The sequence below is a fragment of the Cohnella phaseoli genome, assembly GCF_003386235.1.
In the GTDB taxonomy this organism is placed as follows: domain Bacteria; phylum Bacillota; class Bacilli; order Paenibacillales; family Paenibacillaceae; genus Cohnella; species Cohnella phaseoli.
In genome coordinates this window covers 19,286-44,282 of the sequence record NZ_QRDZ01000011.1, presented here as the reverse complement: position 1 = coordinate 44,282, position 24,997 = coordinate 19,286, and the positions used below count along the sequence as shown (strand labels likewise).

General features: G+C 56.7%; 16 protein-coding genes. 13 read left to right on the top strand and 3 right to left on the bottom strand.

Annotation, left to right across the window (positions count from 1 at the left end; genetic code table 11):
* The first annotated feature begins 417 nt into the window (after positions 1 to 417).
* From DFP98_RS15145 to DFP98_RS15105, 9 genes are all read left to right on the top strand, one after another.
* Positions 418 to 1,044: a CIS tube protein gene (locus DFP98_RS15145; RefSeq protein ID WP_116061452.1), complete on the top strand. Its 627-nt coding sequence runs from the start codon at positions 418 to 420 to the stop codon at positions 1,042 to 1,044.
* A gap of 7 nt (positions 1,045 to 1,051) precedes the next feature.
* Positions 1,052 to 2,152 (top strand): phage late control D family protein, encoded by a 1,101-nt coding sequence (locus DFP98_RS15140; protein WP_116061451.1) that lies wholly within the window; start codon positions 1,052 to 1,054, stop codon positions 2,150 to 2,152.
* A complete protein-coding gene (locus tag DFP98_RS15135; protein WP_246016547.1) occupies positions 2,152 to 2,886 on the top strand; it encodes a phage baseplate assembly protein V in 735 nt (244 codons plus the stop codon). Before DFP98_RS15140 ends, DFP98_RS15135 begins: the two co-directional genes overlap by 1 nt.
* Before the next feature lie 29 nt (positions 2,887 to 2,915).
* Complete coding sequence (locus tag DFP98_RS15130) at positions 2,916 to 3,317, top strand: GPW/gp25 family protein (protein ID WP_116061450.1); 402 nt, start codon at positions 2,916 to 2,918, stop codon at positions 3,315 to 3,317.
* 18 nt (positions 3,318 to 3,335) lie between these two features.
* On the top strand, positions 3,336 to 6,434 hold the full coding sequence (locus DFP98_RS15125; RefSeq protein ID WP_116061449.1) for a baseplate J/gp47 family protein: 3,099 nt from the start codon (positions 3,336 to 3,338) through the stop codon (positions 6,432 to 6,434).
* 280 nt (positions 6,435 to 6,714) lie between these two features.
* The gene (locus DFP98_RS15120; protein ID WP_116061448.1) at positions 6,715 to 8,931 is read left to right on the top strand and encodes a putative baseplate assembly protein; all 2,217 of its coding nucleotides are present in this window, start codon (positions 6,715 to 6,717) and stop codon (positions 8,929 to 8,931) included.
* A gap of 28 nt (positions 8,932 to 8,959) precedes the next feature.
* A complete protein-coding gene (locus tag DFP98_RS15115) occupies positions 8,960 to 11,074 on the top strand; it encodes a phage tail protein (RefSeq protein WP_116061447.1) in 2,115 nt (704 codons plus the stop codon).
* Between the two features lie 174 nt (positions 11,075 to 11,248).
* Positions 11,249 to 12,907, top strand: a complete 1,659-nt coding sequence (locus DFP98_RS15110) for a hypothetical protein (RefSeq protein WP_116061446.1) — start codon at positions 11,249 to 11,251, stop codon at positions 12,905 to 12,907.
* Positions 12,908 to 12,974: 67 nt separating this feature from the next.
* Positions 12,975 to 13,646 (top strand): tetratricopeptide repeat protein, encoded by a 672-nt coding sequence (locus tag DFP98_RS15105; RefSeq protein WP_116061445.1) that lies wholly within the window; start codon positions 12,975 to 12,977, stop codon positions 13,644 to 13,646.
* Between the two features lie 94 nt (positions 13,647 to 13,740).
* Here DFP98_RS15105 and DFP98_RS15100 read toward each other — a convergent pair whose 3' ends face one another.
* From DFP98_RS15100 to DFP98_RS15090, 3 genes are all read right to left on the bottom strand, one after another.
* Positions 13,741 to 14,109, bottom strand: coding sequence for a hypothetical protein (locus DFP98_RS15100; protein WP_116061444.1), 369 nt, complete (start codon positions 14,107 to 14,109; stop codon positions 13,741 to 13,743).
* Positions 14,110 to 14,364: 255 nt separating this feature from the next.
* Entirely contained in the window at positions 14,365 to 15,993 is a 1,629-nt protein-coding gene (locus DFP98_RS15095) for a response regulator (RefSeq protein WP_116061443.1), read from the bottom strand.
* Between the two features lie 5 nt (positions 15,994 to 15,998).
* Positions 15,999 to 17,738 carry a sensor histidine kinase gene (locus tag DFP98_RS15090; protein WP_116061442.1) on the bottom strand — a complete coding sequence of 580 codons (1,740 nt, stop codon included), beginning with the start codon at positions 17,736 to 17,738 and terminating at the stop codon, positions 15,999 to 16,001.
* Between the two features lie 208 nt (positions 17,739 to 17,946).
* Between DFP98_RS15090 and DFP98_RS15085 the strand changes: the two genes are divergently transcribed.
* From DFP98_RS15085 to DFP98_RS15070, 4 genes are all read left to right on the top strand, one after another.
* The gene (locus tag DFP98_RS15085) at positions 17,947 to 19,689 is read left to right on the top strand and encodes an extracellular solute-binding protein (protein ID WP_116061441.1); all 1,743 of its coding nucleotides are present in this window, start codon (positions 17,947 to 17,949) and stop codon (positions 19,687 to 19,689) included.
* A gap of 72 nt (positions 19,690 to 19,761) precedes the next feature.
* Positions 19,762 to 20,661, top strand: a complete 900-nt coding sequence (locus DFP98_RS15080) for an ABC transporter permease (RefSeq protein WP_116061440.1) — start codon at positions 19,762 to 19,764, stop codon at positions 20,659 to 20,661.
* 16 nt (positions 20,662 to 20,677) lie between these two features.
* Positions 20,678 to 21,571 carry a carbohydrate ABC transporter permease gene (locus DFP98_RS15075; protein ID WP_116061439.1) on the top strand — a complete coding sequence of 298 codons (894 nt, stop codon included), beginning with the start codon at positions 20,678 to 20,680 and terminating at the stop codon, positions 21,569 to 21,571.
* Positions 21,572 to 21,603: 32 nt separating this feature from the next.
* Positions 21,604 to 24,987 (top strand): alpha-amylase family protein, encoded by a 3,384-nt coding sequence (locus tag DFP98_RS15070; RefSeq protein WP_147310198.1) that lies wholly within the window; start codon positions 21,604 to 21,606, stop codon positions 24,985 to 24,987.
* Positions 24,988 to 24,997 lie beyond the last annotated feature (10 nt).

Sequence of the window (24,997 nt, the reverse complement as noted above, 5' to 3'; positions counted from 1 at the left end):
GCCGAGTCGGGTAGGCGCGAATAAGACCGCGACGCGGACTTAAATGCCGCCGCCAAGTCGGGTAGGCACGAATAAGACCGCGACGCGGACTTAAATGCCGCCGCCGAGTCGGGTTGGCACGAATAAGACCGCGAGGCGGACTTAAATGCCGCCGCCGAGTCGGGTAGGCGCGAATAAGGCCGCGACGCGGACTTAAATGCCGCCGCCAAGTCGGGTAGGCGCGAATAAGGCCGCGACGCGGACTTAAATGCCGTCCCAGTGTCGGGTAAGTGCGAATAAGACCGCGACGCGGACTTAAATGCCGCCGCCGAGTCGGGTAGGCACGAATAAGACCGCGAGACGGACTTAAATGCCGCCCCAGGGCCTGCCCCGCCGCCCGGTCAGGCGACGAAGACGATAGATAGGAGGGCGATCAAGTTGGCGCTCAGTAAAGCGAAGATCATTATTATTAAGAGCAACGGCCAGGAGTCGGTGGACGTGCTGTTTAATCCGAACGAGTATGTGCTGCAGTCGGGCAACCAGTTCGCGTGGCAGACGATACCGGGGCTGCAGTCACCGATCGCCCAGTTCGTGAGCGGGGAGGCGACGACGCTGACGATGGATTTGTTCTTCGATACGTACGAGAAGGGCGTCGACGTCCGCACGCACACGGCCCAAATATCCGGCCTCCTGAATGTTGATCGCGACCTGCACGCGCCGCCGCACTGCCGATTTGTGTGGGGTTCGCTCGATTTTAAGGGCGTGGCGGAGAAGGTACAGCAGCGGTTTACGATGTTTCTCGACTCGGGAGTCCCGGTGCGGGCGACGCTGAACGTGACGTTCCGCGCCGTGCAATCGATGACCGAGCAATATCAGAACGTTCCCCGGCAGAGCGCCGACCGCACGAAGCAGAAAATGCTAAAGCAGGACGAGCAGCTCTGGATGCTGGCGGCCGAGGAGTACGAGGACCCGAGCCATTGGCGAGCGATCGCGGAGGCGAACGGCATCGACAATCCGCGCAAGCTGCCGTACGGACGGAAGCTGATCATACCTAGGCTGGAGTGAAAGCGCCGTGGCAAAAATCAAATTCGACACTAACACCTACGAGTTGGCCGATCTGGAACGGAAATATCGTAATTTTTTCGCTCCGGCGTTCGATATTCAGGTGGATGGGCAGAGCTTTACGCTAAAACAAATCGCCGTATCCATGTTGAAGGTGGAGACGTCGATCGCGGCCAAGTCCGACAACTTTCAGTTTCGCATCGAGAACGCCTATGATGCCGTGGCACGCCAGTTCAAGTGGGTCGGTTCGCTGATCGACGTCGGCAAGACGATTACGATCGAGATGGGCTACACCGATAAGCTGGAGACGGTGTTCGACGGCATCATTACGGGGATATCGGTAGATTATCCCGCGGAGGGACAGCCCTCCATCGTCGTACAAGGAATGGACCGCTCCTTTTTCATGATGCACAGCGCCCAGTCCAATCTGTGGCTGAACAAAAAAATCAGCGACGTCGTCAAGGAGATCGGGGGCAAGTACAGCCTGCAGCTCCAGGTGGACGATACCATGACTCCGAAGCCGACGATCGAGCAGTTTAAGACGAGCGATTTTCATTTTCTGAAAAAGCTGGCCTCCGAGATCAACTATTACTTCTTCGTCATCGAGCAGAAGCTTTACTTCAAGAAGCCGACGCCTTCCGCCAGCCCCATCGTCACGCTCATGTACGGCAAAAATCTGAGAAGCTACTCCACCTCCGTGGATATTTCCAATCAGGTTGGACAGTTCATCGTGCGGGGCTCCGATCCGAAGACGCGCGAGCCGTTCCAGGCCACCTCCCAATCGGTGAACAAATACGGAACCAACGGGAGAACGGGCAAGGACATCATGTCCGCCCTGACGCGTCAGTCCGTTGAGACTGTATACAGCGATGCGACTTCCCAGGCGGAGGCGCAGACGATGGCGAACGCGCTGGCAAATGAGAGGGCGATGAATCTCATCAGCGGCGAGGGTGAAAGTATCGGCATTCCGGAGCTGCGCGCGGGACGAAACATCAAGCTGGAAGGGCTGGGACCGAAATTTAACCAGACGCTGCTGCTTGTATCCGTGACTCACCAGATCAGCAACCGGGGCTACGTGACCCAATTCAGAACGGAAGGGAATGCATTCTGATGTCTTCCATGAACGATTTTTTTCCCGGACGGTCCGATTCGGAAGGCGGAGGAAGCGCCAACTTCGTTCACGGAGTGATGGTCGCAACAGTGACGAACAACAAGGACCCGGACGGCTTGAACCGCGTGAAGCTGAAATTCCCGCTGCGGGAAAATTCGCACGAGACCGACTGGGCCCCGCTTGCTTCGTTGATGTCGGGAAGCGGCAAAGGAACGATGTTCGTTCCGGAGGTCGGAGACGAGGTGCTGGTCGCCTTCCATCTCGGCAACTTGAATCAGCCTTTTGTCATCGGCTCGTTGTGGAACACGTCGAACAAGCCGCCCGCCAAAGACGAGAAGAACAACCTGCGGAAAATCCATTCGCGAGACGGACACGAGCTGATTTTTGACGATACGGAATCCAAAGGGAAGGTTACGCTCAAGACGAAGCAGGGGCTGAATTTGGAAATCGACGAGGGCGCGGATAAAGTGACGCTGGCGACGAAGAACGCGGCCCAGACGATCGTTCTGGAAGGCAGCTCCGCAGGGACGATTACGGTCAAAAGCGGTGCGAACAAAATCACCATCGACAACAAGGGAGACATCAAAGTCGAGTCCAACAAGGAGATCACGCTCAAGAGCACGCAGATCAACCTGGAGGCGACCGCATCGATGAAGGTGAAGGCCGGGGGCAAGCTGGACTTGCTCTCGGACGGGATTGTTACGATTAAAGGCGCGATGGTGAAAATCAACTGATTCGGAGCCATGGCGAAGGGGGACAAGCGATGAGCGCATCTTTTCTCGGGAGAGGCTGGAAGTTTCCGATCGCGGTGGACGCGACGACGGGCCGGTTTCTGCTGTCGGAAGGGGAGGACGATATCGCGGAGGCGATCCGCATCATCTTGATGACCTCCAGGGGAGAGCGCGTCATGCGCCCCGACTTCGGCTGCGGACTGCGCGATTTTGTGTTCGGCACGACCGACGAGACGACGCTGCGGCTGCTGGAAACCGACATTACGCAGGCGATTACGGTATGGGAGCCGCGCGTGAGGGACGTCGAAGTGACGGCCAAGCTTGATCCGTCCCAGCCCGGCAAGCTGTCGATCGGCATCGCATATGTTGTGCGTTCCACGAACAATCTTTTTAACCAGGTATATCCCTTCTATCTTGAAGAAGGCACGAAATAGACGGGAGCGACGAATCGGATGAAATCAGAGCTGTGGCAAAACGGGCAGGCCCGCGCTCCTGTAATCGACGGAAGGGATTTGGACGCTCTCGTCGAGCGGATGAAGGCGATGGCTCCGCATTATACGCCGGAATGGCGCTTCTCGCCGGAGGATCCCGACGCGGGTACGGCGCTGTTCTATCTGGCTGCGGAAATGCTCGGGGAGAACATCAAACGGCTGAACCGCGTTCCGCTGAATAACTTCATCGCTTTTCTGGATCTGCTGCAGGTGCAGCTTCAGCCGGCTCGGCCCGCGCGAGCGAACGTCGTGTTTACGCTGAACGAAGGGGTTCGGGAAGCGGTATACGTGCCCGGCGGGACGCTGCTGACAGCGCCAACGGAAGACGGCGGCGAGGAGCTTCCGTTCGAGACGGAAGGCGCGCTGTTGGTCAGTCCAGCCAAGCTGATGGAGCTGTATAACGTTCATCCGGGGCTGGATCGCATCGTGATGGCCGGCGACGAATACAGCGATCGGCTGGACGCGGGAGTCGCCGCCGAATTTTCTCTGTTTTCGACCTTGGGCGACAACCTTCAGGATCATGTCTTCTACGTGCGCCACGACGAGCTGCTGCGGCTCGATCATCCCGCCATGCTGACGCTCAAGTGGCACAATGCCGAGCGGAGGTATGCGGAGTCGGAGCTGGCTTCCTTGTTTGCCAGAACGGATTGGCTGGAATGGAGCTACTCGAGCGGCGAGGAGTGGATTCCGTTCGAAGCGGCTTCGGCCGTGGGCGGAGAAGTGACGCTGCGCAAAAAAACGAGAGGACCGGTCGGCGAGACCGAGATTGGAGGCGTGGCGGGACGCTGGATTCGCTGTCGCGTCAAGCCGCTTGCGGAAGGCGGCGAAGGGCCGCCGATTTTGCGCATGCTGCCGGAGATGGATAGGCTGACGCTGAGAGCGTCGCACGATCGGACGATCGATCCGGACGCAATTCCGGCCGGAGAACTGTATTTTAACGATATGGAGCTGGATAAGGCCGAATTTTATCCGTTTGGGGAGCATTCGATTCCTTATTCGGTGTTTTACGTTTCCTGCGGAGAGGCGTTCAGCAAGAGGGGGAGCAAGCTGCAGATGACGTTCGGCGGCCGGCTCGTGCCGAATGAGCTGCGCGTCGGGCCGGACCCGGAAATTCGCTGGAAGATGATCATGCGAACGGCGGATTTCGAGACGAAGCCGCCGCCGCGTCTCTATATTCGCAAAGTGCTATGGGAGTATTGGAACGGCGACAACTGGATGAGGCTGCCGGGAAGCGGCCCGTTCGAGGAGCTGTTTGCGAGCCTGCCGGAGGAGGCGTCCCGCGATTATGAGCTGGAGTTTACATGTCCGGAGGATATGGCCGCCACTCTTGTCAACGGCCGCGAGGATCTGTGGCTTCGCGCGAGGGTGGCGGCGACGGATACGCCGACCGCTCCGGTCGTCGAGTATATGAGTCCGAAACTGGAAAATGTAGCTTTCTCTTATACATACCCGTCTACGGCAGAGCTGCGTCCGGAATGGGCTTACACGCTTAACAACGCCGTGCTGACGGACGTGACGGCAACCGTTCGTCAGGGCGGCGACACGTTTAAGGCGTTCTTGCCGGTTCCTTGTCCGGCGCCCGCCGTTTATTTCGGCTTTGACGTTCCGCCCGTGAAAGGCCCGATTCGTATGCAGTTTGCGCTTGGCAGCAAGCCGGAGGCGAGCGAGACGATCCCGTGGATCGAATGGGAGGCGTACGTTCGTAAAGGCGTCGAATGGAAGTGGGAGGCGCTAAAGACGGTTGACGATACGCAGGGCTTTACGCAATCCGGCCTGCTGCAGTTCGTCGGGCCCTCGGAGATCGCCGTGGCTTCTCTGTTCGGCAAGACGAGGGCGTGGCTGAGGGCGGTTAACCGCGACGGCAAATACGGCGGAGATCGGGCCGATCTGCCAGGCGTTAAGGCGATTTACCGGAACTCCGCACGTGCGGTGCAATTGCGCACGATTGCGGGGGAATATCCCGAGCCGGGCAAGGGAGGCTATGTGCTGTCGCAAACTCCGATCGTCGATCAGGAGGTATGGGTCGACGAGACCGGGACGATCAACGAGCACGAGCTGGCGCGACTGATGGAAGCCGAGCCGGACCAATACGAGGTGTTTCGCGACAGCGAGGGCGGCATCCAGAAGCTATGGGTGCGCTGGGATGAGGTGCGATCGCTTAACGCCTCCTCTGCGGACGCCCGCCATTATACGCTGCAGCCGGCCACCGGCGAGCTGCGTTTTGGAGATGGGACTCGCGGCATGGAGCCGCCGCTGAGGGGCGGGGATAAGATTCGCGTCACCTATCGAGTAACGCAAGGCGACCGAGGCAATGTCGCGCCAGGACAAGTGTCGGGACTGATGCAGTCGATCGCATTTGTGCAAGGCGTATCCAACCCGCAGCCGGCCACCGGCGGCGGAGACGCGGAGCCGCTCGAAGGCGCGCTGCGCAGAGGCCCGCAGCAGCTCAAGCATCGCGGACGGGCCATTTCGCCCTCCGATGCCGAGTGGCTGGTCAGGGAGATCGAGCCGGGCATTTCCAAGGTGAAATGCTTGCCGAACCGCAATGTGCGGCTGGAGAGCAGCCCGGGCTCGTTTGTCGTCGTTGCGCTGCCTTCCGGCGGAGCGGCGGGCAGAGAGCATTTCGCCGAGACGCAGCGCAAGCTGGAGACGGAGCTGCGCCGACGGGCGCCGAGCCTTGTTGCGCATAGCGGCAGGCTGAACGTCATTGCTCCGGCGTTTATCGAAATTTCGGTGTTTGCCACGATCGTCGCCGATTCGCCGGACATTCTTCATCCGGTAGAGACCGCCTGCCTGGAGGCGCTGAACCGCTTCCTCGATCCGCTCTCCGGACAGTTGGACGGCAAGGGCTGGGAGATCGGCGAGCCGATTCACGCTTCGGTGTTTTACGGCTTGCTGCAAGCGGTCCAAGGCGTACAGCGCGTGGAGCAGCTTTATCTCGGCGTTGTGCGCACGGAGAACGGCAAGTCGGTGGAGATGCTGCCGGACGATATCCGTCGCGTGCCGCACGGCATCATTAGCTGCGGCAGCGGGCATCGGCTTATTATGACTGTGAAATAGAAGTCTGATCATCGAAGACGCTTTAGTGACATATAACCCTTGATTGTAGTCGCTTTGTACGATTTTTCGAATAAACGTCCGTCGTTTAGGCCTGATCCGGGTTACTTTGTATGATTTTTCGAACAAACGCCTGCCGTTTAGGTCTGATCTGAAATGCTTTGTACGATTTTCCGACTAACTTCCCTCGCGGAAGTCTCTTCATAGGGCGTAAACTCATGTGTGCAAATGGGGGCGCCGTAAAAAGTTCAATCCCCAATATTAGCCGAAAGGAGGGAATCCGATGCTACCCAGAATTCCGCTCGACGATCGCACGTTCGACAACATCGTTCAGGACGCCCGCCGCGGTATTCCGCGGCGATTGCCGGAATGGACGGACGAGAACGCGCACGATCCCGGCGTCACGTTTCTGGAGCTGTTCGCTTGGCTGAGCGAAATGCAGCAGTATTATTTGAGCCGCGTGCCGGAACGCAACGTGCGCAAATTTCTGGATCTGCTCGGCGTCGTTCCGTACGAGGCTTCGCAGGCCGAAGCGGATGTGACGTTCGGCAATGTGCGCGTGCCGGTACAGCTTCCTGCCGGAACGAAGCTTCAGGCCGAGGACCAGGTGTTCGAGACGGTCGAACCCGTCAAGCTGCTGCCGCTGGAGATTGAGCGGATCGTTACGCGTACAGAGAAGGAGACAAGCGACAGATCGGCGTCCAACGAGCGAGGCAATGTCGCCTTCTATGCGTTCGGTCGCGAAGCCGAAGCGGGCAGTCGGCTGTATATCGCGTTCGACTCCGAGCTTGAAGCGGGAGAGACGCTGTCCATTTACGTCAAGCTGGCGGACGGAGAGGAGTCGAGAGCGGAAGGCGTCGTTCCGTCCGCCCGCGTCTCCTGGAAGTCATACGGCAAAGACGAGGACAACGGCAACTCCTGGCAGCCGTTGGAGCTGATCGAGGACGGCACGTTTCACTTGATGAGCAGCGGACGAATTACTTTCAGGGTCTTATCGCCGATGCGGCCGGTGATCGTCCATCCGGCGGCGGATCGTCCGCGCTACTGGATTTGCTGCGTGCTGGAGGAAGCCGGCTACGAGCTTCCGCCGCGAATCGACCAGGTGCTGCTGAATACGGCCAGACTGCGCCAGCGCGATACGAGGAGCGAGCAGGTCGTATTCGATGGCAGCGGAGAACCGAATCAGACGATCGAAGCGGACAGCTTGCTGGCGCGCTACGGGCAGTTGCGCGTACAGGTGCGGGATGCCGACGGCTGCTGGCGGGAATGGCGCGAAGTCGCGGATTTCGATTCGGACGACGCAGACGGCGAGGTGTATGTCGTCGAACGGGCTGCCAGACGCAGAGGCGGAACGACGGTGCGGTTCGGAAACGGGGTAAGAGGGGCCGTTCCGGGCCAAGGCGTCGGCAACATCCGGCGCATTCACTCTGCGGAGGATTTTGCAGAACTTCGCTGGATCGGGAGAAGCAACGGGCTTCCGCATCAGAAGCTGCGACTGTACGATCTGCCCGTGAAGCGTCAGGACGGGCTGCGCATCCAGGTGGGCGTGCCTTGCGGCAAAGACGGACGGCTTGTATGGGAGGACTGGGAGCCGGTAGATCATTTCGACCGCTCCGGCCCGCTTGATCGACACTATACGTTCGATCCGGAGACGGGGGAGTTGGCGTTCGGCAATGACGAGCGCGGCGCGATCCCGTCGTTTGCCGAGGAACCGAACCTATGCGTAATGGTGTGCGAATTCGGCGGCGGCGAACGCGGCAACATCAAGCCGGGACTGCTGAACCGTTGGGTGCTGGAGGAGCAGGACGAGCTGCTGCTGACCGCGGACAATTTGGACTACGGCTTCGGCGGGGCGGAGGCCGAGACGCTGGAAGAATGCGTGGAGCGCGCCCGGGCGCAGTGGCAGGTTCCTTATTGCGCCGTTACCAGCGAAGATTATGCGCGGATCGTGATGGACACGCCGGGCCTGAAAGTGTCGCGAGTGCATGTCATCCCGAACTATGCGCCGGGCAGAGGTCAGGCAGCGGAAGGCGCGGTGACCGTCGTCGTCGTGCCGCAAGGTTTGGGTGATACGCCGGTGCCAAGCACGGGTTTCCTGGAGACGGTGGCAAAGCATCTGGACGACAGAAGGCTAATCACGACGGAGGTTCACGTTGTGGCGCCGGATTATGTGAAAGTGACGGTGCATGCGGTTGTCGTGGTAGAGCCGCATTTTATGGAAGAGGGACATCGGATCGTAGCCGCGCTCAATCGGTTGCTGGCGCCGCATGACAAGCCTGGCGGCGTTCAGGGCTGGCCGTTCGGCAGGACGGTTCACAAGGGCGATATTTACGGAGCGATCAGCCGGGTCAAAGGCGTGGCCTACGTTCAGGATTTGTGGCTGGACGCGGCGGGCAAAGCCGTTCGGAAAAGCGCGGGCGGCGATCTGGAGCTGCCGGAGACGGGAATCGTGTTCTCGGGAGCGCACCGGATCGAGCTGATCAGCAGCTCGCAGCTATGACAATCGCGAAGACGAAGGAGGGGAGATCATGCAGGGCGCAGCGACGTACTTCTCGCTGAATCGGCCGGAGCATTGGGCTCGCCGCGGGGTCGAACGCAATCTGGATCTGGGAGAAGAAATTGCCATCAAGCGGGGGGAGAAATACGGAGTTCTCGAGACGCTTCATCTCTCTCAGCTTGAAGGCGTCGGCGATGTGACCGCCTTCGCCGTTCATTCTCAAGGACGGCTCGTATTTCTCAACGCGGAAGGGGATCTATGGACGTACGACCGAGGCAGCCGGCATCACGAGCGACTGTTTGTGCCGGGGCACCATCTGTTTACGGCGTCTGCCAATCTGGCGATTACGGGGGATACGCTGTTTGTCGCCGATGCCGCTGGAGAACCGTCGATTTCCGCCTTCGACATGGCTAACGGGCAGCTGCGTTTTCGCAGGGCCGGACACGAGCTGGACGGCATTCCGTTCCATCCGTTGGCGCTGGCCTCGGACGAATGGGGGCTGCATGTCCTGACGACGCGTCAACCCGTGGATGACCCGAATGCGGTCGACTCCCTCGGTTTCAGGCAGCTTGCGCTGATCAGGCTGACGATGTCGGGCGTGATCGCCGACGTCTACACCAACGACAAGTTCACGGCGAAGCTGCCTGCAGAGACGGATCAGTGGCGAGGGACCCAGTTTCTCTCCGTTACGCCGCAAGGGGATGCCTTCGTGCTGGAGACGTTGACCTGCGCGCTGTATATTCTCGCCAGAACCGATGGGGAACGCCGCTTGGAACGCTTTTTAATGCCTCCGCAATATTTTGCCGGTCTCGGCGTCGATTCCCGCAATATGATCTACATCGGAGACTCCCGGGAGATTGGTGAGGACGGGGAGGACGACCGCTTTATCGTGCGCTTCAGCGGCAACGGGGAGCATCAGGATAGAATTTCCGGATTTCGGGGCAAAGCGGGAGCCATCATCGTTGACGCGCGCGACCGAATGTACGTCTGGAACGGAGAGGAAAGCACGGTAACGGTGCTTGAGCTGCAGCCGCAGACGATGGGGTGGGAAGGAAGCGCGCTTCCGGAAGGCATATGGCTGTCCAAGGCGTTCGACAGCTCGGAAGCGGAGACCGTGTGGCACAAATTCGCGCTGGACGCGGACATTCCCGACGGGACGCAAATACGAGTGTCGTATTACAGCTCCGACTCCGAGTTTCTGCTAATTCAAGGGACCGTGTGGAAGGTAGACGATTGGATCGCCGATGAGCAGCATTCATTCCGCGACAAACTTGCGGGGATGGCGCCCTATTGGTCCGCTCCGATCGTTAACCCGACGGACGCTTTGTTTTTCGGGGCGCAGGGCAGGTATCTGTGGCTGAAAATCGATTGGATCGGAAGCGACAGACAGACGCCGCAGCTGCGCCGTCTTCGCGTCTATTTTCCTCGAGAGACGCTTTTGTCGTATTTGCCCGCAGTCTACCAGGAGGAAGAGAGCAGTCGCGATTTTCTGGAAAGGTACTTGTCGCTGTTCGGTACTCTCTACGACAGCGTAGAGGAGCAGATTGACGGCATGGCCGCCTGGTTTGACAGCGAGCGGGCCCAGGGCGGGCAACTGCGCTGGCTTGCGTCCTGGCTTGGGCTGGACAGCGATGTACACTGGCGCGACGACAAGATGAGAGCGCTCATTCGCGCCGCTCCGGAGCTTTATCGCTACAGAGGGACAAGGCGAGGCATCTCCAAGCTCGTCGAGACGTTTACCGGCCGGCCGCCGATTATCGTCGAGGCGTTCCAGTACAAGGCGATGAGGGACAACGCCGAGCTGAGACGCTTGATGGACAGGCTCTACGGAGGAGACAATCCGTATACGTTTACGGTGCTGCTCGATCAGAGCCAGGCTCCTTCGGAGAAGGAGCGCGTACTGCTTCGCAGCCTTATCGAGGAGCACAAGCCGGCGTATACGGAAGTGCGGCTGGTCTGGCTGGAGCCTTGGATGTATCTCGATCTGCAGACGTATTTGGGCGTCAACACGGTACTGGCCGAGCCGTCGCTGTTCACGCTAAGACCGGAGAGAAGCATGCCGAACGATACGTTGATTGTAGATCAGGATATGGACGGCAGGATGGACGCTCATACGAGGCTCGGAATGGATTCGGAGTTGGAATGAGGCTGCACCGATGTGGCGACAAACCGCGAACGCGGAGCGTCGCTCGAATGATCGCACCGATGTGGCGACAAACCGCGGACGCGGAGCGCCACCCGAATGATCGCACCGTTTTGGCGACAAACCGTGGACGCGGGACGCCACATGTTTGATCGCATCATTTAAGGAGGGGTTCCGGTGAAAAAGGCGAGAATGTTTCCATTTGAGAGGAACAGATATTTTTACGGAAAGCTGTTGACCGTACGGGATTTCGAATCGGAGCAGATTTACTTTAACGACAAGAGGAGATTGCTCAATCGGCTGCTGTTCGGAAGCGGCGTCGTGGCCGGAATGCAAGTCGTGGCGGTGGACGACAAGACGATTACCGTGGAGATGGGCGTAGCGCTCGACTACCTCGGCCGCGAGATCGTGATCTCGGCTCCCGTAACGCTGAAGCTGTCGATGATCGACGGATTCACGAACAACGAATACAAGAAAAACGTCTATCTGTACGTCGCCTACGACGAAAAAGGCCGCGAGCCCGTTCACTCGGTCGGCAACTCTTCCGTGCGCGGCGAGGAGATGAGCGAGTATAACCGTTTTCTGGAAAGCTATCGGCTGTATGTGAAGGAAGAAGCGCCCGCGCCTCATTCGTTCGAGCATAACAGCCTGCTTGAAGATATTGTGACGATCTATCAGGACAAAGACGTTCGCGTCACTCAGAGAATGCCCAAGTTCGCCAATCCGGGCGAAGTCGTCGATGTGACCCTTGTCGTGGAAAAAACGCTGCAAGCTCCCCGCGTCTCCCTCTCCTTGGCGTACGAAGCGGACGGCTTCGACTCTCTCGGCAAGGACGGCAATATCGTCAAGTTTCTCGAACCCGGCGACAAGCAGGATACGGAATACCGTTTAAGCTATAGCGTCAAGGTGCAGGATCGTCCGGGAACGACCGGCAGACTGACGCTAAACGCCGGCTCCGTCGAGCTGCTGCTTGGAGACAATCGCGTACCGATCGACCACACGGTTCGGCACTCGGTCGACATCATCTCCCAGCCGGTAGAAGAGCGCATTATGAAAGTATGGTACGAGCGCTCTCTGGACCAAGCGGTAGAGGGCTATGCCGATCAGGATGTCTGCTTGGCGAAAATCGGACTGCTGCAGCTTGGGCCGACCTATATGATCGAGCAGGTGGAGCGGGTTCCGTTCGGCGAATATATTCCGAACGCCTCTCTGGCTAACAGGATGTCCCGCAGCGGAAAGGCTTCTTCTCTTCACCGTTTCTATGCAGAGGCGAGAGCGTACGATCTCGAATACGGCAGCAAGCCGGAGCTGGATGTTGTGTATCATCCGGAACAGAACGCCTTCGACTTTAAGCTGGGCATCCCCAAGCCTCAGACGATCCAGGACGAGATGGCTACGGGCGTCGTGGAAGTGCCGCTTGACGCGCAAGCCAAGCAGGGCATGCGTTTCTTCTTGCGCGGCAAGCGCAACTATGTGACTGAAGAAATTCGTCACGGGTTGGGCGAAGGGGACGTAACGGTCGTCGTCGGGCTGGAGGAGATTCCGGATTCGCAAGCTCCGCTCGGTTCGGGCGGTTCGAAGGTCTATTTCGGCGCGACCGACGTATTTAAAGATACGGAGTATGAAGCGGAGCTGCCGAACATCAGCTTCGGAACGCTCATCTATCCGGACAAGGGCAGTTTCCGAATCGGCATGAAGCTGGCCGGCGCCGCTTCGGGCGCATCGCTGCGCATTCGCTGGTGGGCATTCAAGAAGCTGCCGACAGGCTCGGGATATCCGGCCGCCGATCTGCACAAAGCCGCCGACGAAGCGGCTGCGGGAATCGATAATGCCTAGTCGTTCGCATCAAGTCAGCCACCATCGCGATTGAACCCGTCGGGTGAGAGGGAGATGAGGCTTGATTATGAGCAAAATTTTGCTATTCTTCGGTTTGACCTGGCTGTTCGGCAATCCGTTTATCGCGATTATCGTGCTGCTCCTCGTGATTTATGCGCTGGAGAGACGGTTTGTCGGCTTATCCCCCAGCTTGGTCAAGCCGCTGCGCAGGCGCAGCTCGATCGGCAAACTGAGAAAGCAGCAGGAAATGAGTCCTCATGATCTATCGGTTAAATCCGAGCTCGCCAGACTGCTGATCGAGAGCGGAAAACACGTCCGGGCTCGGGATATTTTACAGGGTATTGAACAGCGGATGGAGCATTCGGCGGAGTATTGGAGCGATCTGGGAACATGCGAGCTGGCGCTCGGACGGCTGGAGGAAGGCGAACGGGCGATGAAGCGGGCGCTGTCCATCAGTCCAAAGGTCAAATACGGCCAGCCTTACTTGAAGCTTGCCGAGGCGCTGGCCAAGACGGACCCGGGTCGTGCGATTCAATACTTGCAGCAGTTCAAAGAAGTGAATTCGTCCTCTTGCGAAGCCTATTACCGATTGGGGACGATCTATGCCGATCTTGGCAAATCGGCGGAAGCCGCAGAAGCGTTCGGGGAGTGTCGCCAACTGTACCGCGCCTTGCCCAAGTACATGAAACGGCACGAGCGCAAATGGGCGCTTCGCGCTTTCATGCGCAACCGCGCTTGAACCTTTACGCGTGAACAAGGGGCTTGCCAGCGCAAGCGGTGCGATACTCGCGCAGATAAGCCCCTAGATCGTTGTAGCGATCAGATATGGATAATTACTGTTCTTCCGAATCGGAAGCTTCGCTTTCGTGCGCGGCGACTTCGGCCAGCGCAGGCTCGTCCGCCTCGGCTTCCGCAACGGCTTGCTCCTCGGAAGCCTCTTCGGCAACGGCTTCTTCGGCGTCCGCCTCAGCAACGGCCTCTTCCTCCGCTACAGCGGAAATCACGGCAACGGCTTCCTCTTCGGACTCCTCAGACGCTTCCGCAACCGCTTCGTCCTGCTCCGCGCTTGCTTCCTCTTCTTGAGCCGCCTCGGCTACGGCTTCTTCGACAGCTGCCTCTTGAGCCGCTTCCTCTGCAGCCTCGGCAACCGCTTCAACTTCCGCATTCGCTTCCAGTCCTTCTACTACTTCTTCTGCATCCATCGATACTACCTCCCGTACTCCGTAATATAGGGGACAACCCCTATATCCAAAGGTATCTCTTAAGTAAAAATGTGGCAACGGTGTTATTTTGTTGGTTAATGACCGGATTGCTCGAAAGCGGGAGCAATCGAGCCGATCCGCCGAATAACGTCAGAGGTTCCTATGGAAGTCGAATGGGAAATGTGGCGGATAAGTGCGTGCCAATTGCCGTCGATAAGAGAAACATTCGGCCGATATAACGAGTTGTTACGATGTTTAATCCGAAAAAGACCTCTGATGCTTCTCACGGAATTCCTGAGGGGTCATTTTTGACGTGCGCTTGAACAGCTTGATGAAATAGCCGGACTCCAAGCCGACGCGGACCGCGATCTCATGGATTTTCAAGGGCGTTCGCGCGAGAAGCTCCATGGCCCGTTCTATTCTGCGGTTCGCGATGTATTCCGTCAGCCCCCGTCCTTCGATCTGTTTGTACAGCCGCGAGAGATAGGAGGGATTCAAATGGACGACCTCCGACAACCGGTTCAAGGACAGATCTTGATCCAATGATTCCCGGATATGCTGGTGCAGGCGTTCGATGAGAAAATGCGTGTTTTCGTCTTGCTCCGTCCTCCGTTCCATCGCCAGCCGGCTCGCAGCGGTCTCGAACCGCACTGCGGCAGCTTCCCAAGTCGGTTGAAGATCAATGCGCATCAACTCTTCCAAATCAAGCCGATTGACCGACTCCTTGTCCGGATTCAACCTCTTGGCGAAGCCCAGAACGACCGACAAGACGCCGTAATAGGCTTCTGCGTAAGACAAATAGTCGGGAGTCGCCCCTTGCAGCACCGCGCGGCACAGGTCCGCGAACCGTTCTCCGTCCCCGCTCTCCAAATATTGCTCCAGGAGGTTTAAATGCCCGCGTTGAAGCCGGAAAGCGTCCGAAGTTTTCGAACGAGGAAGAAGGGAAGCGGAGTCGTCGGTCAACAGCGCTTCCTTACCGAGCCCTAGCCCGCCCCGAAGTAGATCGGTCAAACGGGAGAAAACAACGGGGACTTCGTTCCAAGGGCAAGGAGCCGAAGCCGCGGCGAACGAAAGCGACAGCTTCAACAGACCCCTGCAGGTCGTCTGGATCGAGTCCAGCTTTTCGTGTAAAGGGTTAAGCACCCCGCTCCAAGCTTCTTCTTGTGCTTTATCGTTCTTCGGCTGCGACATCCAGACGAATTTCGTGTGATCGTAGAGGATGTGGAATATCACACTATCAGAGCAGTACTCCTGGGCAATATTGTGGGCCGCGTACATCAGAAGCATTCGGTCGGAGGCGGAGAAGGACGTCCAGCCTTCGTCGATTCTTCCGACGATCAGCAGCACGGCGGAGTCCGCTCTGAGCGTGGTTCCCAGCTCGTCCAATCCGGATTGCTCCGCCGCGATTTCTCCGTCCAACAAGCTAACAATCCGCTCTCTTTGCAGTAACGGAAGAGCCATCTCCATGCTGCGCTTGGCGTCCGACAAGTAGCGATGCTGTTCGTCGAACGACCGCAAGCCGTCGAGAGCGGACCTTAACGCTTCCAAGATCCGATCGTCGCTTTCGGTCTTCAGAATATAGTCGGCGCCGCCGTTGCGCAATGCGGTCTGGACGTATTCGAAATCGTTAAAGCCCGTCAGAAAAATGACCCTGCAGCGCGGCCAACGTTCGGCGATTCGCCTCTGCAGTTCAAGACCGTCCATGCCGGGCATATGGATATCGGCGAAGACGACGTCCATTGCGTTTTCTTGAAGCAAGACCAGCGCCTCCTGTGCCGATTCGGCTTTGAAGATTTCCAAGTCGAGATCTTCGGCTTCGGCGAACAGGTCAACCAGACCGTCCACAATGATCGGTTCGTTATCGACTACCAGTACGCGATACATAGACGTTACCCCTCCGTTTTCTCGATCGTTTCGTTGTTCATCGGCAAGCGCACGGAAACCGATAGTCCGGCTTCCGTGCCTCCGGATAATGCGATTCCGTAGTGGGGTCCAAAGCGGTAGACCAGCCGGCGATGCAGATTCACTAGCCCTGTCGTCTCTTGCGAAATGTTGAAATCGTTCAGCCTTTGTCGCAATCGATGGATGTCTTGCGGACCGATCCGCTCGCCGTTATCCTCGACGCGGATGACCGCGTCCCCGTCGATATGTTCGAATGCCACCCGCAGTTTCCCTCCGCGTTCGTGCTGCTCTAGAGCGTATTTATAAGCATTTTCGACGATCGGCTGGAGAATGAGGCGGGGCACCCGGATCGAGACCCATTCGTCCGGGAGCGGATCGAACCGGGTTTCGATATGGCCGGCGAACCGGATTGTTTGGATTTCGACGTAATTCCTCGCATGGCGAACCTCCTCCGCCAAGGTCACTTCGTTGCTCGAATTGCGCGTCATGAAATGGAAATAGTCCGATAAATACTTCGTAAAATCGATCTGCGTCTGGTCGCGGCTTTTTTTGGCCAACCGATTGAGAATAAACAGGCTGTTGTATAGGAAGTGCGGATTGATCTGCGATTGAAGCTGGCGCAATTCGGCGTTCTGGGCCCGGTACTTCTGGGCGAATGCTTCGTCGATCAACTGCTGGAGATTGCGGGTCATCGCGTTGAATTGCCCGTACAAATACTTGAATTCGTCGTGCCCCCGATATTCAAAAGACACGTTCAAATCTCCCTGTTCGATTTTGCGGAAACCCCGAATCAGCGTTTTCAGAGGTTGGCGAATGAGTCGATAGACCGTGAAGGAAACGCCAACGATCAAGAGAAGCGATAGGCCGGATAGTAGCCAGAACCCGATACGATGAAGCCTTAGGGGCCCGAGAAGGGTTTTCTCGTCTTCGTACATCATCAAGGTCGTGCCGAGAACGCCGGATTTTTCGTACGCGACGAGGTAATTCCTTCCTTGCCCTACGATAGACCGCACGCCGGCTTCGTCGCTTAGTTGCGCGGCCATGCCGAGGGAGCCGCTCTCTTGGGCGGAAATTTCCCAATCTCTCTCCTGATCCGTCCAGACGACGTTGCCGCTCGCCGAATCGGTAAACTCGAGAAAATCCTGCCTAAGCTTTTCCTTGTCGATTTCCACGTCCACGACGAAATCCGGCTGTAGATTGTTCGGCGTGATGGGGAAAGGGAGGCTGATAAAGAGCCGGTCTTCCCAATGAATGAACGGGGATTCGTAAATATTGGTTACGATGTTCAGCGCGTCGAACCGGTCCCGCGGAATCGAATCGTATCCACCGTCGGAGATCGTTCGGTCGATGGAGGTGACATGAACTTCCGCGGACAAGATGAGGTGGCTGGAGCTTTTGATAAAGATCAGCTCTTTCTGGATGTCCTGGATCCGAGTCCGCTTCTCGAAGACGCCCATGATTTCGCTGCGGTGGCTCAAATAATCCAGGTCCTCGTAGCTGGTAAACTCTTTTATTATGCGGATGATTCTCGAAAACTCGTTTTCGAGGGATTTATTGTAGAAATGTACTTTGGATTGCATCGATCTCGTGATTTCGGTTCGCACGCTCGAAGAGCCGTATTCGTTCATGGCCAGGCTTAAGCCGAATAGCGGCGTAAGAATGGTAAGGAACGTCAGAATGAGCTTCATATAGATTGGAATCGCCCATTGTTTAGTGATATTTCCCATATATTATTCACCCTGTTTGTCGTGATGGCTGTTTGCTTTTTACTCTTCGGTGCCCGGGAGGCCTTTCCCTTCAAGGGATTGCCGATAAGTAAAGATAAAACCGTAAATGTAAAAAGAGTTGTGTATCTAGCAGGAAATTTGTTTTCTATAATGAGACTTGTAAGTCGGCTAGCCGCCATACTCATCATGGAAAAGGGGAGTTCGAACCATGAAAGGCAGCATGAAAAACAAAGCGACCGCCATCGCGCTTGCCGCGTTGCTCGCGACGGTCACGGCTTGCTCTAACTCGAATCCGGAGAAAGTCTCGCAGTCCGAAGGACAAGCCGCAGAAACGGCGCAACCGTCTTCCGCAGCGTCCGAGGAGAACGTCGATCCGTTCGGCAAATACGATCCTCCGATCAAGCTATCCACGGTTAAAATCTTCAATGCTTCGGACAAGTTCGTACCTGGAGAAACGGCGGATAAGAACGTTTGGTTGGATGGATATCTTAAAGATCTGGGCATTGAGATGAAGGTCAATTGGTCGGTCGTCGGGGACGAACCCGGAGGTCCGGGGGAACAGAAACTGAACGTCAGCATCGCGTCCAATGATCTGCCGGATATTATCCCGGTCAACTCCAAGCAATTAAAGCAGCTCGTAGACAACGACATGGCGGAAGATTTAACCGAAGTGATCGAGAAATACGCTTCGCCGCAGCTCAAGAAGTTTTTGGCCGTGAACGACGGTCTGGCTTTAAAGACAAGCACGTTCGACGGCAAAGTGCTCGCTCTCCCATACGTGGCGTCCAGCTTGGATGCAGCCTCCATGATCTGGCTCCGCAAGGACTGGCTGGACAAGCTGCAATTGCCCGAGCCGAAGACGATGGAGGACATCCTGAACATCAGCGATGCGTTCGCAAATCGGGATCCGGACGGAAACGGCAAGAAGGATACGTTCGGAATCGGGCTGGCCAAAGACGTCTACGGCGGAGGCCTGTACGACCTGAACGGGTTTTTCGAAGGGTATCATGCTTACCGCAATCTCTGGCTGGAAGACGAGGAAGGCAAGCTGGTCTACGGTGGCGTTCAACCGGAGATGAAACAGGCGCTCGGCAAGCTCCAGGAAATGTTCCTGGCCGGCCAGATCGACGCGGAATTCGGCGTGAAGGACGCCACGAAGGTCAACGAATCCGTCGTCTCCGGCAAGATCGGCCTATTTTATGGTCAGCATTGGAATGCCTTCTATCCGTTGCCGGATTCTTTCAAGCAGGATCCGAGCGCCGAATGGAAGCCTTACCCAATCGTCTCCGCCGACGATAAGCCGGCGATCCCGTCCATCGGAACGGGCGTGAATCCGGAGTCCGTCAACGGCTACACGGCGTTCAAGAAGGGCTCCAAGCATCCCGAAGCGCTCATCAAGCTGGCGAACTACTACGTCGACAAAGAGTACGGATGGGATACGGGAGGCTACGACGACGATTTCCATCAGCCCGATCCGAATCCGGAAGGCTACATCCGCTGGAGGCTGGCCGCCGTGTACATGTCCGATCCCGGCCAGAATATCGGAATCTATCGCGGAGTCAAAGCCGCGCTGGAAAACAACGATCAAGACGCATTGAAAAACCTGCAGGTGAAAAGCAACTACGACATCTATAACCGGTTCATGGAAAACAAAGATCCGGCTTCCTACGGCAACGCGAAGTGGGCAGGACCGAAGGACACGGCTCTGAGCATCTTGGATTATTACGATTCCCAGAGGCTAGGTATCTCCGACCAATTCTTCGGTTCCAAGACGGATACGATGGTCCAGAAGCAATCGACGCTCGATAAATTGCAGCTGGAAATGTATTCGAAAATCATCATGGGCGCCGTTCCGGTAGACGCATTCGACCAATTCGTCGCGGATTGGAAGAAACTCGGCGGCGATACGATTACGCAGGAAGTCAACGCCTGGTACGAATCGACGAAGTAACGATATCCGGGTGGGGAGAGGGGCGTGGCCTCTTTCCTCCTAACCGGACAGGCAAGCTTGGAGGAGAAAGGAATGCTATCGCCAAAAGCCATGCGGCTTCTGCCGCTTCACGTCATGCTGATTCCGCCATTGGTCCTGCTCTTGATCTACAGCTACGGTCCGATCGCCGGGATTTACTTGGCTTTCGAGAAGTTTATGCCTTCCAAGGGGATCTTCCATTCCCCCTTCGTCGGACTGGACAATTTCAAGTATGTCTGGGAGCTGCCGGACACGAAGCAAGTGTTGCTGAATACGGTCGTCATCGCGGCTATGAAAATCGTTCTGAACCTCTCGGCTCCTATCGTTTTGGCGCTTCTGCTGAACGAGATTCGGATAAGGGCGTTCAAGAGGGCTGTTCAGACGATCGTCTATTTACCTTATTTTCTATCTTGGGTGCTGCTCGGCGGCATTCTGATTGACATTCTCTCGCCTTCCGAAGGAATCGTGAACGGATTTTTGCAAGCGCTCGGATTAAAACCGATCTTTTTCCTAGGGGACCCGGGATGGTTTCGGTTCACGGCCGTCGTCTCCGATCTGTGGAAGGAAATCGGATTCAACACGATCGTGTTTCTGGCGGCGATCACGAACGCGAATCCATCGCTCTACGAAGCCGCGGTCATCGACGGAGCGAACCGGTGGAAACAAACGATTAACGTTACGCTGCCGTCCATGCTGCCAATTATCGTGCTGGTCGCGACCTTAAGCTTGGGGAACGTCTTGAACGCGGGATTCGACCAGATTTTTAATTTATACAGTCCGCAAGTTTACTCCACGGCCGACATTCTGGATACGTTCTTGTACCGGATCGGCATCGTGGATACGCAGTACGGGGTCGCGACGGCGGTCGGCTTGTTTAAATCCGTCATTTCCTTCCTCTTTATTTCGGTTTCTTACTTTTTGGCCTACCGAATAGCCAACTATCGAATTTTCTAGAGAGCGGTGCAGAAACATGGTTGGTAGATTATCTTTTTCTAGAAAAGCGTTTAACGCGTTCAATTACGGCGTATTGGGTTTGTTTTCGATCCTATCGCTGCTTCCTTTCGTCAATATGCTTTCCTTATCGTTAAGCAACAAATCGGCGGCAGCGGCCGGGCTAGTCAAGCTGTGGCCGGTCGGATTGAACCTCGATTCGTACCGTTTCGTGTTTTTGCGCCACGAATTTTTTACGGCGTTCGGCATCTCGATCGGACGAGTCGTTCTAGGGACGGCCATTAGCTTACTGATGACGTTACTGGTCGCCTACCCGCTGTCGAAGGAGTCTAGAGCTTTTCCCGGAAGAACTCTGTATGCTTGGGCGTTTGTGTTCACGATTCTCTTTAACGGAGGGTTGATTCCGTGGTACATGACGATCAAGGCGACCGGAATACTGGATACGATCTGGGCATTGATACTGCCTGGGGCCGTGCAGGTGTTCAATTGCATCTTGCTGTTGAACTTCTTCCGGGGATTGCCGAAGGGGCTGGAGGAGGCGGCTTTCGTAGACGGTGCGAACCACGTCAAAATCCTGTTCCGGATTTTCGTCCCGTTGTCGACTCCGGCGCTTGCGACGGTAGCTCTGTTTACGATCGTCATGCATTGGAACTCCTGGTTCGACGGGATGATCCTGATGAACTCTCCAGATAAGTATCCCTTACAAAGCTATCTACAGACCGTCGTCGTCAAGCTGAATACGTCCTCATTCGCTTCCATCGATCCGGTGCAGGCGAAGCTGTTGAACCAGATTTCCGACCGCACGGTAAAAGCGGCGCAAATCTTCATGGCCACGCTTCCGATTCTTCTCGTGTATCCGTTCTTGCAGAAATATTTCATGTCCGGCATCGTGCTAGGGAGCGTGAAGGAGTAGCTTCAACATCCTATGAATGTGGGGGAATGAACTTGCGAACGAAAAGTCCGATTTACCGACTCGGGATCAAAGCGGCGGGAATCGCCGTCGCCTTGCTTCTTCTGATGCAGTGGAATGCGGATCGGCGGGTATTTGCGAATACTTCCGGAGACGCCTACGTGCAATTCGACGCGGCTAACCGGATCTGGACGCTCGGAACGGACTCGGTCGAGAAGAAGCTGCAGCTCGACGGCAGCGGCCGATTCCTGCTCGTCAGCTTTCAAAACAAGCTCACCGGCAAAGAGTACGTCCAAGGCGCGCAAAATTCGGACGAATTTCAGATCGAAGCGGGAGGCGCGACGTATAACGGATCTGCGGGAGGGTGGACGTACGATTCCCATTCGACCGAAGTGCTGTCCCAAGGCGAGCTGGAGCTGCGGATCGTCTTCCATAATTCGGTTTTGCAAATCATTCGCCATTACGTCGTTTTCCCCTCTACGGGAACGATCAAGGAGTGGTCGGAGTTCAAGAACGTATCCGGCGGAGCCCTTAACGTCTCTTCGCCTTTTATGTTTAAGCAACGCGTCATGCAGAACGATCTCATCGATGTCGACCTGCAATACTTGACGGGGGGCGGCAACTTTACCGGTTCAGGAATGTTGAAAACGGTCCCGATGACGTCGGCCTATGCGCGCACGTTCGATTCGTACGATTATCCGGAAGTGACGATGGTGGACGGGCATTACGAGTTCGGATTGGGAAGCTACGAGCAGGGAACAGCCGTCTACGACACCTTGTTCGTGCTCCGAAACCGGGCTTCTTCCGAGGGGATCTGGCTTTCCTTCGATTATAACGGCCACTGGGTGGCACAGGTCGGGAACTTCGGCACGAGGATCAACCTGAGCGGGTACGCCAGCGTAACGAACTATGAGGTCGCGAACGGCCAATCGATTGCATCCCCGAAGACGACGATGGGCGTGTTCCAAGGCGATCTGGACGATATGGGCAATACGATCGGGGATTACACGTATCGCTATCTGTGGGATTACACGCGCAACGATTTCCGGCAAGGCGGGGGAACCTGGCAATGGCGCATCAGCCCGCAGATGCCGAGCGCCTTCGAATCGATCAACTACAATCGGTACATCGGAGGGCATACCGTTCATATCGATGCCGATTGGTACAGCAACAAAGGCGATTGGGACGAGGCGATCGAGAGCGACGATTTGAAGAAAACGAGCGATTTTTTGAAAAAAAGCGGCATGCTCTTGAAGCTGTGGTCCCCGCTCTGGCAAGCGGATTACGGATCGCGGGTCGTGAACGAGCATCCGGATTGGGTTGCTGCCGGGGACGGGGTCGGATTCTACGGTCTGCATCTGAACTTGGCTAATCCCGACGTTTTTTCCTGGATCCTGAACAAAGCCAACGAGATGCAGGCTGACTTGGGGCCTTTCCAGTGGCGTTACGACGGCATGCCGTCTTGGAAGGTCGCAGGAAGCGACAACGATATGTTGAAGCAATCGGAAAACTTTTTTTACCTGTTGAAGGCGTTCAAAGACGCGAATCCGCTAGCTTGGATCAACGGTTGCTCTTCCGGAGGCGAGACGTTGCTGATGGAGGCGGTGCGCTTCTCCGATACCCAGCAGGTGACGGACGGGAACGCCCGCCATTACGCGAGTTACTATCAGTCCTTAAAGCTGCCCATCGACAAGCTCAGTTGGCCAGGATCGATGCCGGACATCGCCACCGACTTCAACACGTACGATCCGAAAGACCCGGAGATTCGGGAAAATACGCGGCGGCATTACGAATTCGGCCGGTATTTGGACGCTCAAGGCTTAAGCGGGCGCTGGGTCAAAGTGTTCCGGCCTACGGCGTCGGATGGGAAGGATTCGACTCACCTGCTGCAAAAGACGAACGGTAACCAATCGAAGGCAATGATCCAGTTCAGCTCCTATACGCCTTACTTCGGAGAGAACGTCACCATTTATCCTAAAGGGCTGATCGATACGGAAAGCTATTCGCTGGGTTGTTATCTGGGAGGCTGCGTGCCGCAGACCGCGACCGGCGATTACTGGAAAACGAACGGCGTGACGATCGCGAATCTTCAGCCGGGCGAGACGATCCTGTTCAATGTGACGGATTATCCGGGATCGGGAACGGACAATACGGCGCCGTCCGCGCCAAGCGGCGCGGTCAAGAAAACCGCCTACAATATGGATCGCTTCGGCGTGGAGCTTAGTTGGACGGCCGGAGCGGACGACCGTTGGATCTCCTACTACGAGATCGAAAGAAACGGAGTCGTTATCGACAAAGTGTCGAAGGGCACTTACGATTTCATTGTCGACGGCGACATCGGCGACACGTACCGCATCCGCACCGTAGACGGCGACGGCAATGCGTCGGGGTACGCGACCGCGGCTCTGCAGCCGGGCGGACCGTCCGCTCCCGCGCCGACGACGATTCCGCATCGCTTTCGGGCGTCGACGGATTTATCTTCGTCGCAAGGCCAGGCCAACTGGGCCTATCTGCAGCAATATGCATCGTACGGCGGCGACTACATGTATTTGACGAATATGAATTGGGATTCTTCGAACCTCAGATGGAAGGGCAACGAGGATTACGCGCTGATCGCGGGGAACTGGATGTCCCCTGGAGAGACGTATAACGCGGTGCGCAAATGGATCGCTCCTAGGGACGGCACGGTCGTCGTCTCCGGCAAAGTCGCGCTTGGACAGTCCGGTCAAGGAGGCGACGGAGTCGTCGTCCGCATCAAACGGAGCGGCGCGTATCCTTTCCTGGAAAGCGAGGTATGGGGGCCCTATACGCTCGACGGCAACGATAACGTCGGTCTGTCCCACGATATCGTGCTCAACGTCAAGAAGGGAGAGGCTCTCTATTTTAACGTGAACAAGCGGGGTAACTCCTACTACGATGTGACGAATTGGGATCCTTCCATCGTCTATGGTACGCCTTACGTCGCTTCCGCCGGTTTTTCGGATTCGCAGGGAACGAATCAATGGCGTTATCAGGAATGGAACGGAAGCTCGTATACGGATATGACCGACTATCAAGCCAATGGCGGCGTCTGGAAAGGCAGTCAGCCTTACGTGCTGATCGGAGCCGGGACGCAGCATCCCGACGCTTACGATTCCGTCCGGACATGGGTCGCTCCTACGTCGGGCACGATCGTCGTGACCGGAACCGCGAGGATGGGCGGATCCGGAGGAGACGGCGTGAACGTAACCGTGAAAAAAGGGAACGACGTCTTATGGGGCCCCAACGCGATCGACGGATCGGATACCGACTCCGGGGTGAGCCATGACTTTCAAGTTTCCGTAAACGCGGGGGATCGGCTTTATTTTATCGTTAATCGAAACGGCAACAACTATTATGACGCTACATTGTGGAACCCGGTCGTTACAATGTTGGACTAGGGGACCTTCC